Source organism: Bacillus sp. (in: firmicutes) (assembly GCA_012842745.1).
In the GTDB taxonomy this organism is placed as follows: Bacteria; Bacillota; Bacilli; order Bacillales; family Bacillaceae_J; genus Schinkia.
Genome location: DUSF01000056.1, coordinates 22,629 through 36,188, shown reverse-complemented (window position 1 = coordinate 36,188; position 13,560 = coordinate 22,629). Strand labels below are relative to the sequence as shown.

Below are 13,560 nucleotides of genomic sequence, written 5' to 3'. Positions count from 1 at the left end.
TCAACATTAAAATTATTCAACGTGAATGACCATTTCCCTTTAAATTATAATAATTTTTTCTATTTTTCTCGTGATGTTGTCCATTTTGACAAAAGTATTCTCCGAATTACCGCAATATTATTAAACAAACGGACTCCAAATGCAAAGACAGCCGCTAAGTATAAGTCTACACCAAGATGGACACCTAGAAAAGATAAACTTGCAGCAAGTAAAATATTGGAAAAAAACCCTGTCACAAAAACTTTATCATCATACGTATTTTGCAAATGAGCCCGTATTCCCCCAAATAAAGTATCAAAAGCCGCTAAAACAGATATGGAAAGATAATTAGAATATTCTTCAGGTATTCTAATATCTGTTAAAAATCCTAAAAAAATTCCAATAAGTAAGCCTAAAACAGGTAACCACATTTAACCGTTCCCCTTTTCAATATTAGCAGGTTCAACAGGCTCCATAAACTTATTTCTTAAAACCTCATCATAAGCTGGTAATGTAACCTCTTCTTCTAGTGTTGATGTTAATTCCAAATTTTCTAAAGCAAAGAACTCATCAACGATTTGCGAAACCTGCATTTGATTTTGCAGTTTTTCTGCATTCTCTGCTATCACTTTAATTTCTATTGGCAATGGACCTAGTGGGGTATTATTAATATACGTTTTGCCATTAACATCACGAATCGGAGATGTGACAATAATTCTTTCATTGTCAACAGCAAGAGCCAAAGCTTTATAACGGTATAACTCGTTAATTAAACGGATGAGAAGGTCAGGCGGAACAGTTTGATAAGTCTGTCCAACAAGCGACTGATTAAATGATGGACTAATCTTTAGAATAATACCAGAGCCTTTTAGCTCAGTGAGCCCAATTTTTTTCTTCAATTCATTTCGTTGTTCCGTAATTCCTTCGTACTTACTGTTATATGGTGCTTCTTCATATTTTCTTAACGTCTCTTCCTTCGTTCTAATTTCTTTATAAAGCTCTGTAATTAGCTGTTGTTCACGCTCAATATCTTCGCGAATTTCCCAAATATCCCTTGTATCCCGAACGACAGGTTCTTTAATTGTTTGAAATTGTATAGCCATCATAAAACCTAAAATAGCCGTAATAATTGTCAGTGTTACTTTACTTTTGTTCCGCATTCTATCACCCTTTGTAAGTCAAGCAACCTACTCTTGTGTTAACCCAAAATATGGGTCCATTATAATTTCACTTTTTTTTTCGATTTTCACTTCGATATTATCCATCACAAGTTGATCCTTAACTCCATTTAAAATAATTAAAGAACTATATAAAACCCCCTGGTCACCAATAGCAGAAATAATAAAAGGAGCATTATATTCAGTACCGTCCACACTAATGACTGGTCCAATACAGGCAATATAACTATTTTGGACAAGCCTTTGCCCGTTGATAGCAATCGCTTTCGCACCTGCTGTTAGAAGCTCATTGATTACTTTGTGGACATGGCCCTCATGAACAATATAATTATTAGCATTGTCCACAGCCTTCATATAGGATGCGTCCTTTAGCGTTACTTCGACGCCTGGCCCCTTCACTCGAACTTCCCCAGCGAACATGCGAAGCTTTTCAATATCTTCTACTATTGATTTAAATGATTTTTCTTGGTTTGCCAAATTCGCTTCAATATCACGAACACTTTGTTGTTTTTCTGATAATTCCTGCTGTAGCCTTCTTGTCGTTTCTTCCAAGCGAATTAACTTTTCCCGGTATTCAAATTCTCTCTGCCATTGCTTTCCTTCAGCAATTGTACCTGTTTTGCTATTTGTAAATTGATAGGAGAATGAAAGTAAAAATCCTAAAACAATCGCTACGAAAGAGAGAATTACATGTTTACCGCTCACTCTCAATTTCTTCATCCCCTAACTTTTTATATGACTTGAAATAAGAGCCAACTTCAAGGTGAATGACACCATGATGTTCTTCCGACAGCCGTTCAACGATGAGTGGATAATTCTTTATCTTTTCTGAGAAATCACGAATAGTTGCACTCACCTCATGCCCATCATTCATATACAACGTAATATGAAGTGGATCGGAATCTTCCGGGGTGAGATGAATTTCAGAAATTCGATTTAAAATACTCACTGGAACAAGACGGAGCTCTGCAGCCATTTCCTGAAGCTCCTCACTTTGCGACCAATTTAGCAAAATTGGTGCGTCTGCCGGTATATTTTCAAGCTTGTCCTTTTCAAGAATTTTCCCTGTCTCAAGTATCGGATAATAAGATGTCCCTTCTATTAAATACGCTACCCTTGCATACTCGCTTACATGAATGTTTATTTGATTAGGAAACTTCCGAGCTACCTCTGCCTTAGCAATCTGTTCATGTTCCTTGATTTTCTCAGCAACTTTTTCCGGATCTACTTTCCAAAAACTCATTTCTTTTTTAAGACCACTTTCTTCGATAATAGCATCTTGTGTTACGTGAACATTTCCCGAAACAGAGATCTTTTGAACCTTACTTAAAGGGGATTGAAAATAAAGAATGAACAGAACTAGAACAAAGAATAATGAAATATATAATACAAACCTGCGGTTTGCTTTTTGTTTTCGCTGTTGTTTTAATTTTGGAATGCGATCTTCAATATCAATAACTTTACTATTTTTCATTCAATTTCCCCCATAGCGTGAGCCTAAAGCAAACGCCATATTTACCATAAAAGAAACAAGATAAACGGCACATGAAATATGCCGTTTGCGCTAATAAAATAGTTATTTTCTATTATAACAAAGTTTACATTTTTTTTGTTATGAATTCTGTTTAGTTTTTACCAATCACTTCAACCTCAGTTTCAAGCTTTATATCATATTTTTCTAATATAACTTTTTGGATGTATTTTATTAAATGTAACACATCAATGGCAGTTGCTGTACCTGTATTGACAATAAAGTTGCCATGCATTTCCGAAACTTTTGCTCCACCAATTGTATATCCTTTTAATCCTGCTTTTTCAACGAGCTGACCAGCATAATTTGGCAATGGATTGCGAAAGATACTTCCTGCACATGGATAATTCCATGGTTGGGTTTCACGGCGATAATCCTTATTTTTTTGCATTTCTCTAACAATTGTATCGCGGTCACCCGTTTTTAGTTGGAAAACAGCTTCTACGACAATACCCGGTTTTTCCTTCTGCAAAACTGAGGTGCGGTAAGAATATTTCATCTCCTCATTTGATAGCCATTCATAGCTTCCATCACGAAATACAACAAGAGCTTTTTCGAGAATTTTCGAAATATCCGCACCATGTGCTCCGGCATTCATATAGACCGCCCCACCAACAGAGCCCGGAATCCCGCCGGCAAATTCTAACCCAGATAGGCCTTTCTTGCTTATTGTAGAAGCTAATGAGACAAGCGAGTAACCACCACCCACACGAGCAATCGTTCCTTCAATCTCAAGGCGGCTCAATCCTTCGCCAAGTTTCAAGACAACGCCACGTATACCACCGTCTAAAACTAATAAATTAGAACCGCGTCCAATTGGAGTAATCGGTAATCCCGCTTCTTGAATTAGTTTGATAGCTTTGATTACTCCCTCAACACTCGTCGGTTCAATAAAAAGATCTGCAGGGCCGCCTACTTTCATTGTTGTATGATTTTTTAACGGTTCATTTACTAAAACCTTCCCAATATCGGCTTCTTGAAGTTTCTTGATCAGCTCCTCCATGATGCTCCTCCTTAAGACTGTATATATCATGGCCTAACTAGCCATTTGCTCATCCATTTATCATCATGATGTTTTCCCTATAATTTACATTATGCAATGTAGGCTTGTCATGTACGATTTCTTACCAATTCTTCAGCTACGTCAAATAAATTTTTGGCTGCAAGCGGCATGCCTAACAATAAGGAAGCTTGTTTCATTTTTCCTAGCGTTTCCTCATCTAAAAGGATGTGATCAATGTCATTTAAAAGCATTTTACCACTCATATCCTTTTCCAAACGAACAATCGCAGCCCCGTTATTGCCTAATGCGCGGGCATTTTTTTCTTGATGATTATTAGTGACATAAGGGCTCGGAATTAAAATGCTTGGAATACCAAGCGCGGTAATCTCTGCTAAAGTTGTCGCACCTGCTCTAGCAACAATTAAATCAACCCCGGCTAAAACCTCAGGCATATTATGGATAAAAGACTTAATTATTACGTTTTCTGGACTTCCGACCTTTTTTACTGCTTGTAAAACATTTTCATAATGTACTTCACCAGTTACATACAATACTTGATAATCTTTTTTAGCTACAAGTGGTAAAACTTCTAAAAAAGCATCGTTAATTGGCTTTGCTCCCCTTGAGCCACCAACAATTAAAACGACTTTTTTTGCAGGGTCAAGACCGACAGATTGTTTTCCACGATTGCCATCAATCCCTACAACCTCGGATGCTCTTGGATTCCCAGTTAAGACTTGTTTTTCTTCAGGAAAAAATTGGCCTGCTTCTTCAAAACAAAGCGCTACCTTATCAACATATTTACTCAAAAACTTATTTGTTAAACCTGGTACACTATTTTGTTCATGAATCATCGTTGGCACTTTTAGCTTTGCTGCTGCGTAGACGACTGGACCACAAACATATCCACCTGTACCTAAAACGATATCAGGCTTGAATTCTTTTATATATTTTTTACTTACAACCATTCCTTTGAAAAAGCGAATAATCGTTTTTATGTTTTCAAATGATAACTTCCTCTTAAATCCTGTAATTTCTATCGATTTAAACGGAATATTTTCTCGTTCCACGATTGACTTTTCTAAACCATTTGCGGTGCCAATATATAAAAATTCCGCCTTTGGGTCGTGTTTTTTAACCTCTTTAATAAACGCAATCGCAGGATAAATATGACCACCTGTTCCCCCACCACTAACTACTATTTTCATGGCCATCCCCCTATTAGAAAAACACGTTATTTGCCCATAATAGCAAATTACGATGTTTTTTTTATACTTTAATCCTTAAAATTTTATACTTTTTAAAGTGTACAAAAAGATAACCCTGTTTTTCACAGGGTTTTTGCTTCTTTTATTACAACTAAAAATGAATAAATTGTCAATTATTAGTTTCGTTAATATCGAGAATAACGGCTAATATTTAAAAGTACACCAACAGCCATCAGCATTAACGTTAACGATGAACCACCATAACTTAAAAACGGTAGCGTAATCCCCGTAACAGGCATTAGCCCTGTTACAACTCCGATGTTAATAATTACTTGAATGGCTATCATCACAATAATTCCAATCCCTAAAAAACTGCCAAATAAATCTGGTGCACCAAGAGCAATTCTTACACCACGCCATAAGAGTAGACTAAATAATAAAATGACAAAGGTTCCTCCGATGAAACCGAGCTCCTCTGACAAAATCGAAAAGATGAAGTCCGTTTGTGGCTCTGGTAAATAATAATGCTTTTGCCTGCTTTGGCCTAGGCCAATACCAAGTAACCCTCCAGGTCCAATAGCATATAAAGACTGGATAATTTGGAAACCGCTTCCTAAAGGGTCTTGCCACGGGTCAAGGAAAGCTGTAATCCGCTTTATGCGGTAGGGTGCTGACGCAATTAAGGCAACAAAACCGGCTAAACCTAAGAGCCCTAACCCGATAAAATGGCTAATTTTCGCACCAGCTACAAAAATCATCACCACACAAGTTCCGACCATGACAACCCCAGTTCCTAAATCAGGTTGTAGCATAATCAGTCCAAATGCAAAAAACACTAATGCTAAAGAAGGAACTAACCCCTTTCGAAAGGAGGTGACTAGCTTTTGATGTTCCGATAGAAATTTCGCCAAAAAGATAATCATCGCAATTTTCATAAACTCTGAAGGCTGAATGGAAAAAGCACCGATTCCCAACCAACTTCGTGCCCCACCACGAACAAGACCAATGCCGGGGATTAACACAGCAACTAGCAATATAAAACATATGAGCAGGATTGCTTTAGACCACGTGCGCCATGTCCAATAATCAATGTTCATAATTACAAACATTGCAATTACGCCTACTCCCGCAAATAATAATTGCCGTTTTGCAAAAAAGAAGGAATCATCAAATTTAAAATTGGCCCAAACAGCACTGGCGCTATAAACCATAATCATCCCTATTGCGAGTAGGGACATCGTCGCAAGAATAAGAATAAAATCGGGCGTAGATTTATTTATCTGCAACTTACCACACCTCTAATTATTTTCTATGCAGCATATCGTAAGAGGACTAGTCTACTTCCAGTTTATGCACAGAATTTACAAACATGTCTCCCCGTTCTTCAAATGTTTTGAATTGGTCCCAGCTTGCACATGCAGGCGATAACAAAATCACATCACCTTCTTCCGATAAGTTATAAGCCTCCTTTACAGCCTTTTCCACATTATCGACATGTTTTAAAAGATTAATTCCTGCCTTTTTAGCGGCATCCAAAATTTTCTCCGCGGTTTGTCCAAAAGTGATTACGCCCTTCACTTTCTTTAAACTTGGGATTAACTCATCAAAGCTATTGCCGCGGTCAAGACCGCCAGCTAATAATATAGTAGGCTCCTTAAAAGCTGCAATTGCTTTTTGTGTAGCCAGTATATTCGTTGCTTTCGAATCATTATAAAATTTACGTCCATTAATTGTTTCAACATATTGTAAACGGTGTTCTACACCTGTAAAGGTTTGCAGCACTTCTTGAATGGCCGCATTTGATGCCCCGTATAGCTTCACTGCCGCAATTGCTGCCAAAATGTTTTCTAAATTATGCTGTCCAGGTAAAACAATATCATGAACATCAATGATTGGCTCATCGATAAAATATATTTGATCAGCTTTTATATAAGCGCTACTTTCTAAAACCTGTGTGGCTGAAAAAGGAACTAAGTTGGCCTTTGTATCCTTTGTAAGCTCCATAACAAATGGGTCATTTGCATTGACTACGGCAAAATCATCTTCAGTTTGATTTTTGAAAATATTTGCTTTTGCTTTTCCATATTCTGCTTTTGTGCCGTGGTAATCTAAATGTGCATCAAAAAGATTTAATAAAACTGAAATCTTCGGTTTAAATTTTTCCGTGCCCATAAGCTGGAAAGAAGATAACTCCATGACAATGACATTTTCGCTTGTTGCTCTTTCGGCAACTTCACAAGCAACAGTACCAATATTTCCTGAAATGAGTGGGTTTTTATTGGCTTTTTTTAAGATTTCATAGATTAGCGTTGTTGTCGTTGTCTTTCCATTGGAACCCGTGATTCCAATAATGTCTGCTTCGGATATCGTATAAGCTAACTCCACTTCAGTAATGATTGGGATCTTTTTTTCTTTGGCCTTTTGAAGGACTGGATTACTGTATGGGATTCCTGGATTTTTAACAATTAAATCGAGCGCATTTTCCGTTAAATGGGAGGGATGGCCGCCTCCAATGACTTCTATACCATGTGATAGAAGCTCACTACCTTCTGGACTCTCCTCAATTGGTTTTTGATCATTTACTGTTACGGCTGCTCCTAGGCCATTGAGTAATTTTGCCGCCGCAAAACCACTTTTAGCTAAGCCTAGGACGACTATTTTTTTATCTTTATACTCTATTGTCTTTTTCAATTAAATCCACACCTCTAAATAAATTGCAATGCCTGCAAACAACAGCCCCATTAACCAGAATGTTGTCACAACCCGCCATTCCGACCACCCAATAAGCTCATAATGATGATGCAGAGGGCTCATTTTAAAGACACGTTTTCCTGTTGTTTTAAAAGATATAACCTGGATGATGACCGATAGCGTTTCAATGACGAACACACCACCAATAATAACTAGCAATACTTCTAATTTCAAAAGAATGGCAACTGCTGCGATTGCCCCGCCCAACGCTAATGATCCAGTGTCCCCCATAAACACTTTTGCTGGGTGGGCATTAAATACTAAGAATCCTAGCACAGCTCCGACAACAGACACTGAAAATAGAGCGACTTCATATTGGGAGCTGTGCCATGCAAGAAGGGCAAAGGCTCCGAATGCAATCGCTGCGGTTCCAGCCAATAAACCATCTAATCCATCTGTTAAATTTACGGCATTAGAGGCACCGACAAGCATAAAAATTAACAGGACAATATATGTCCAGCCAATGTCTATAGAAAAGTTTGTCCCCGGTATCATTACATATGTAGAAAAACCCATTTTATTTAAAAAGGAAAAGAAAATAATAGCAACGATAAGCTGTCCAAACAGCTTCTGCTTAGACGTTAATCCTAGATTTCTTTTCATGACCACTTTAATAAAATCATCAAGAAAGCCAATAATTCCATAGCCAATCGTAACGAACAAGAGCAAATAAGTTTCCATCGACGGCGCGGAAAACTTTCCTGTCATTACCAATGTTGTAATAATAATCGAAAGTAAAATCATAACGCCACCCATCGTAGGTGTTCCTGATTTTTTCTGATGGGATTTTGGACCTTCCTTACGAATACTTTGCCCAAATTTCAAGCGGCGTAAAAAAGGAATGATGATTGGTGATAATAATGCTGCAATTAGAAAAGCCATGACAATTGTTAGTAACATACTACGTTCAAGCATGCGAATCCCCCTTTCTGCTATACTTTTAACTCATTCACAAGCGATTCTAGCTTAGCGCCGCGTGAAGCTTTAAATAAAATGACAGTGTCCTTTGATAATAATTCCATAATAAAAGGCAGTGCTTCCTCTTTTCTTAAAAAGCTAAAGATATGAACTGGAGTCCCGCGCTCTTTCGCCTCATCAGAAATCCATTTGCCTTTTTCACCAATCGTTATAAGGTCTGTAATTGGGGCTGCAATGGCAGCGGCAACGCTTCGATGCAAAGCTTCTTCATCACGCCCAAGCTCATACATATCACCTAAAACAAGAACTTTTTTATCGTATTCTTGAAAATCTTTTATTGTTTCAATTGCTGCTTTCATTGAAGTAGGGCTGGAATTATAGGCATCATTAATAATGAGCGCATTATTTTTACCAATACTGCGCTCAAGCCGCATTCCCGTTAACTCAATTTCAGAAAGTCCTGCTTGTATTTGTTTTATTGATACATCTAATTGAAGACCAACTGTGATTGCATAGCTGGCATTTTTTACATTATGCCGACCAAGAAGAGGAAGCTCATATTCATTTTCATTAATCGTAAAAAAGTGACGTTCATTTTCAAATTTCACATTGTCAATCACTACATCGTTATGAGATTCAAATCCACTCCGAATGATAGAAATACCTTTTCCATTATCTTTTAATAACGGTTCATCCCCATCAACAATCAGCTTGCCATCTGGCCGTAACCCATCAATCATTTCAAGCTTTGCCTTGGCAATTCCTTCGCGATTCCCCAAAAACTCAATATGCGATTCTCCAATATTTGTTATAATTGCAAAATGAGGCTCAGCAATACGACTCAACAAAGAAATTTCCCCAAAATGATTCATGCCCATTTCTAAAATGAGTACTTCCGTTTCTTCTGGCATCGCTAAAATTGTTAGCGGCAAACCAATATGATTATTGAAATTCCCTTGTGTTTTATATGTTTTATATTTCTTTTGCAAAACAGAAAAAACCAAATCCTTTGTCGTCGTTTTTCCATTTGAACCAGTGATACCAATGACAATAGGCTTAATCTTTTGTAAATAATGTTTAGCCAATGTTTGTAAGCCAGAAGTTGTATCCTTCACTAAAAATAACGGAAAATCATTCGGGACAAAAGCTGGTTTTTCTTTATTTTCCTGCCACAAAGCAGCAATTGCCCCGTTATCAATGGCATCCTTTAAAAAATCATGTCCATCAAATTTGTCTCCGACAATCGGAATAAATAATCCTTTATCCGCTTTTTTCCGACTATCTGTAACGATTTCGTTAATAAAAATCGTCGCAGCTTTAGTCCCTGTGTTAGACGGGAAGATTTCAGAAATCTCAGCTAACGAGAGCCTCATTTTCCTCTCTCCTTTATCGCATCTCGCGCAACTTTTCGATCATCAAAATCAAGAACCTGTTTTCCGATGATTTGGTATGTTTCGTGTCCTTTACCAGCTATTAAAATGATATCATCTTTTTTCGCTTGCAAAACAGCATAGTAGATTGCTTCTTTTCGATCAACGAAAACTTTGTAGTTTTCCCCGTGGACGCCAGCTTCCATATCTTTTAATATTTGGACAGGGTCCTCCGTTCTCGGATTGTCCGACGTAAAAATAGCCTCGTCACTATATTTAACAGCTATTTTTGCCATAATTGGCCGCTTTGTTTTATCACGATCACCGCCGCAGCCGACAATTACAAAAATTCTTCCATTAGCAAACTGCTTCACAGTTGTTAAAGCATTTTCTAAACTATCTGGTGTATGAGAATAATCAACGATAACTGAAAAATCTTGATTCTCATTCACGACCTCGAAGCGCCCTGCCACACCGTCGATTTTTTCAATTGTATTTACAATGATTTGGAGTGAAATATTAGCTGCAAGAGCTGAGCTAACTGCAGCTAATACATTGTATACACTGAACTTGCCAACAAGCTTCATCGAAATAAAGGCTTCTCCAACTGGTGTTGTTAATGTAAACGTTGTTCCTTGTGCAGTCATCTTAATATTTGTTGCTCTTACATCACTATTTGTATCAATTCCATAAGTTAAAATATGGGCACCAGCTATTAATTTCTTATACATGTCTGAGATGGGGTCATCTTGATTTAAAATCGCAAACTTCGGCTTTTTGTAATCAATACAATTGCCAAGCTGACTAAATAAAAGTCCTTTTGCACGGCCATATTCTTCCATTGTTTAATGATAATCCAAATGATCCTGAGTCAAATTAGTAAATACAGCTATATCAAAATCACAGCCACGGACACGGCCCATGTCAAGGGCATGGGAGGAAACTTCCATTACGGCAGTCGAAACATTTTTGGCAATCATCTCGGCGAATGTCTTTTGTAAAACTAATGATTCTGGTGTTGTGTTTTTTACATCAATCGTTTCGTTACCAATTTTTATATACATTGTTCCAATCAAGCCCGTTTGTTCCCCATTGTCTTTGAAGATTTCATCAATAATATGCGTTGTTGTTGTCTTCCCATTTGTGCCAGTAACACCAATTAATCGAAGCTTTCTTGTTGGCTCGTTATAAAAATAATCGGCCAATTGTGCCAACGCTCTTTTTGTATCATTCACAATTATATATGGGATTGTTTGATCGATAGTGATTATTTCCCGTTCTGCCAAAATCGCACTTGCACCATTCCGAAGCGCCTGCTCTATGAAATCATGACCATCAACTGTATAGCCGCTAATGCACACAAATAAACTACCTTTTTGAACTTGTCTTGAGTCCATTTCTATGGTTGAAATAAATGGATTTCCATTATGTATTTTCTTATAATGCGATAAACATGTAAGTAAAGTAGTAAGATCCATTTTGGAGGATTTCCTTTCTATAAAAAATCATTTCAAGAAGTATAAAATCACTTCAACCATTATATCAAAAGAGAGGTTGTCTTTAAAATCTTGTTTTTGAAAAAAAGTGCAAGCGCCTAGCTTTATCCTTGGCTAGGCGCTTACGGCAGATTCCATGGTTTAATACCTTCTTACTCTCCACCTAATAATATGCGAATCGTTGCACCTGATTCAACTTTTTCACCAGGCTCTGGTGTTTGATCTATGACAATCGGACCTTCGCCGCTTTTTTCTATTTTTAGGTTGACAAGATAATTTCGTAGTTCATTTGTTTTTAAGCCGACAATATTCGGAACTTCAACCATCAATGGATCTGGCCATGTATATTTTTTCTCAATTTGGCCACTTCTTTTCTTCACTTTCAGTGCTCGCAGGCTATCCTCTATTATATTGCCGACGATTGGCGCTGCAACGATTCCCCCAAATTGAAGAGTTCCCTTTGGATTATCGATAGCAGTGTAAACAACAATTTGTGGATCATCGGCAGGGGCAAAGCCAATAAATGATACGATATGATTATTTTCCATATACCGGCCGTCTTTAACCTTTTGAGCTGTACCAGTCTTTCCGCCAACACGATAACCATCAACAAAGGCCCCTTTTCCGGTTCCTAAGGCAACAACACTTTCGAGAGAGCGCCTTACCTCATTCGAGGTTTCTTCGGAAATGACCCTCCTTTTCATAATAGGCGTGTTGCGGCTAATAACCTTCCCAGTAGCAGGATCAACCCATTCTTTCGCGATATACGGTTGGTACAGAAAACCGCCATTGACAGCTGCTGCAACAGCTGCCACTTGTTGAATCGGCGTTACCGACACCCCTTGACCAAAAGCAGTTGTCGCAAGCTCTACAGGACCAACCCGGTCCATTTTAAATAAAATTCCTGTCCCCTCACCTTGAAGGTCGATTCCTGTTTTTTGACCAAACCCAAAATTTTTAATATATTGGAACAAGCGATCCTTGCCTAATTTTTGTCCTAACGTTACAAACCCAGGGTTACAAGAGTTTTGCACTACTTGTAAAAAAGTCTGGGAGCCATGGCCACCACGTTTCCAGCATCGTAAAGTTGCTCCTTCCACTTTAATAGCCCCTGGATCATTAAAATGATCATGATCAAGATTGACTAATTTCTCTTCTAAGGCAGCTGCTAATGTAATGATTTTAAAAGTAGAACCAGGCTCATATGTACTCCATACGGGGAGATTGCGATTATATACCTCCTGAGGGACGCTTTGGTATTTCTCAGGATCAAAATCTGGTCTTGAAGACATCCCCAAAATTTCTCCCGTATTAGGGTCCATCGCAATTGCTATCGCACCATCAGGATTGTACGTAGCCTCAGCGATGTCCAATTCGCGCTCAATAATCGTTTGCACCCGTGAATCAATCGTTAACTTCATATTTAGACCATCAATTGGGGGAGTATAAGTATCTGTGGAATTTGGCATTTTCTTCCCCTTCGCATCAGAAATATAAGACACATGCCCTTTTTGTCCACGTAGCTTTTCATCATAAAAAAGCTCTAAGCCCATTAATCCTTGATTGTCAATACCGGTAAACCCTAAAACATGCGATAAATAGCTCCCAAACGGGTAGTGTCTTTTTGAGTCTTCGGCGATATAAACACCTTTCAAATTCAGAGCGCGAATCTCATTGGCTTTTTCATTCGAAATTTTCCTTCCTTCCGGAATCCGTTCATTCAATGAATTTTTCATAATATAACGATAAGCTTTTTCTTCGGACATATTTAAAACAGCCGCTAGTTTTTTGGCTGCATCCGCAGGATTTTCAATTTGTCTTGGTATAACATAAACAGTCGGTGCACTCACATTCGTTGCTAATGGAATTCCATTGCGATCAAGAATTTCCCCCCTTTCCGCTTCGAAAGGAATATTTTTCCCCCAAGAATCCATCGCTTTTTCACTAAGCCAATTGCCCATAATTAATTGGACATATCCTAATCTCACATCTATTACGATAAAAAGCAATAATCCTATTAATAAAACAGTCACTAATCGTTTCCGTACTGTAACATTTGAAACCCTCAAGTCGTCTTACCTCCTTGATTGTAGCTTGTTTCATCATATGCTTGTACGGAACCGATT

11 protein-coding genes and 1 pseudogene are annotated in these 13,560 nt (G+C 37.9%); all 12 read right to left on the bottom strand.

Features of this window, described 5'->3' with window-relative positions; genetic code table 11:
* Nucleotides 1-59 precede the first annotated feature (59 nt).
* The 12 genes and pseudogenes from GX497_15175 to GX497_15120 all read right to left on the bottom strand — a co-directional run bounded on the left by GX497_15175 (nucleotide 60) and on the right by GX497_15120 (nucleotide 13,503).
* Nucleotides 60-410, bottom strand: coding sequence for a small basic family protein (locus tag GX497_15175; protein ID HHY74532.1), 351 nt, complete (start codon nucleotides 408-410; stop codon nucleotides 60-62).
* A complete protein-coding gene (locus GX497_15170) occupies nucleotides 411-1,139 on the bottom strand; it encodes a DUF881 domain-containing protein (GenBank protein ID HHY74531.1) in 729 nt (242 codons plus the stop codon).
* A gap of 27 nt (nucleotides 1,140-1,166) precedes the next feature.
* Complete coding sequence (locus tag GX497_15165) at nucleotides 1,167-1,868, bottom strand: DUF881 domain-containing protein (GenBank protein ID HHY74530.1); 702 nt, start codon at nucleotides 1,866-1,868, stop codon at nucleotides 1,167-1,169.
* A complete protein-coding gene (locus GX497_15160) occupies nucleotides 1,852-2,631 on the bottom strand; it encodes a cell division protein FtsQ/DivIB (protein ID HHY74529.1) in 780 nt (259 codons plus the stop codon). The genes GX497_15165 and GX497_15160 overlap by 17 nt, the downstream gene beginning before the upstream one ends.
* Nucleotides 2,632-2,782: 151 nt before the next feature.
* The gene (gene murB / locus GX497_15155) at nucleotides 2,783-3,691 is read right to left on the bottom strand and encodes a UDP-N-acetylmuramate dehydrogenase (GenBank protein ID HHY74528.1); all 909 of its coding nucleotides are present in this window, start codon (nucleotides 3,689-3,691) and stop codon (nucleotides 2,783-2,785) included.
* A 107-nt stretch (nucleotides 3,692-3,798) separates the two neighbouring features.
* Nucleotides 3,799-4,899: an undecaprenyldiphospho-muramoylpentapeptide beta-N-acetylglucosaminyltransferase gene (murG, locus tag GX497_15150; protein ID HHY74527.1), complete on the bottom strand. Its 1,101-nt coding sequence runs from the start codon at nucleotides 4,897-4,899 to the stop codon at nucleotides 3,799-3,801.
* Between the two features lie 185 nt (nucleotides 4,900-5,084).
* Complete coding sequence (gene spoVE, locus GX497_15145; protein ID HHY74526.1) at nucleotides 5,085-6,185, bottom strand: stage V sporulation protein E; 1,101 nt, start codon at nucleotides 6,183-6,185, stop codon at nucleotides 5,085-5,087.
* A 46-nt stretch (nucleotides 6,186-6,231) separates the two neighbouring features.
* The gene (locus GX497_15140) at nucleotides 6,232-7,590 is read right to left on the bottom strand and encodes a UDP-N-acetylmuramoyl-L-alanine--D-glutamate ligase (protein HHY74525.1); all 1,359 of its coding nucleotides are present in this window, start codon (nucleotides 7,588-7,590) and stop codon (nucleotides 6,232-6,234) included.
* Nucleotides 7,591-8,565: a phospho-N-acetylmuramoyl-pentapeptide-transferase gene (locus GX497_15135; protein ID HHY74524.1), complete on the bottom strand. Its 975-nt coding sequence runs from the start codon at nucleotides 8,563-8,565 to the stop codon at nucleotides 7,591-7,593.
* Between the two features lie 17 nt (nucleotides 8,566-8,582).
* Nucleotides 8,583-9,941, bottom strand: coding sequence for a UDP-N-acetylmuramoyl-tripeptide--D-alanyl-D-alanine ligase (locus GX497_15130; GenBank protein HHY74523.1), 1,359 nt, complete (start codon nucleotides 9,939-9,941; stop codon nucleotides 8,583-8,585).
* A pseudogene (locus GX497_15125) lies at nucleotides 9,938-11,416 on the bottom strand (UDP-N-acetylmuramoyl-L-alanyl-D-glutamate--2,6-diaminopimelate ligase). The gene GX497_15130 and the pseudogene GX497_15125 overlap by 4 nt, the downstream one beginning before the upstream one ends.
* Before the next feature lie 170 nt (nucleotides 11,417-11,586).
* Nucleotides 11,587-13,503, bottom strand: coding sequence for a stage V sporulation protein D (locus GX497_15120; protein ID HHY74522.1), 1,917 nt, complete (start codon nucleotides 13,501-13,503; stop codon nucleotides 11,587-11,589).
* Between the last annotated feature and the right edge of the window lie 57 nt (nucleotides 13,504-13,560).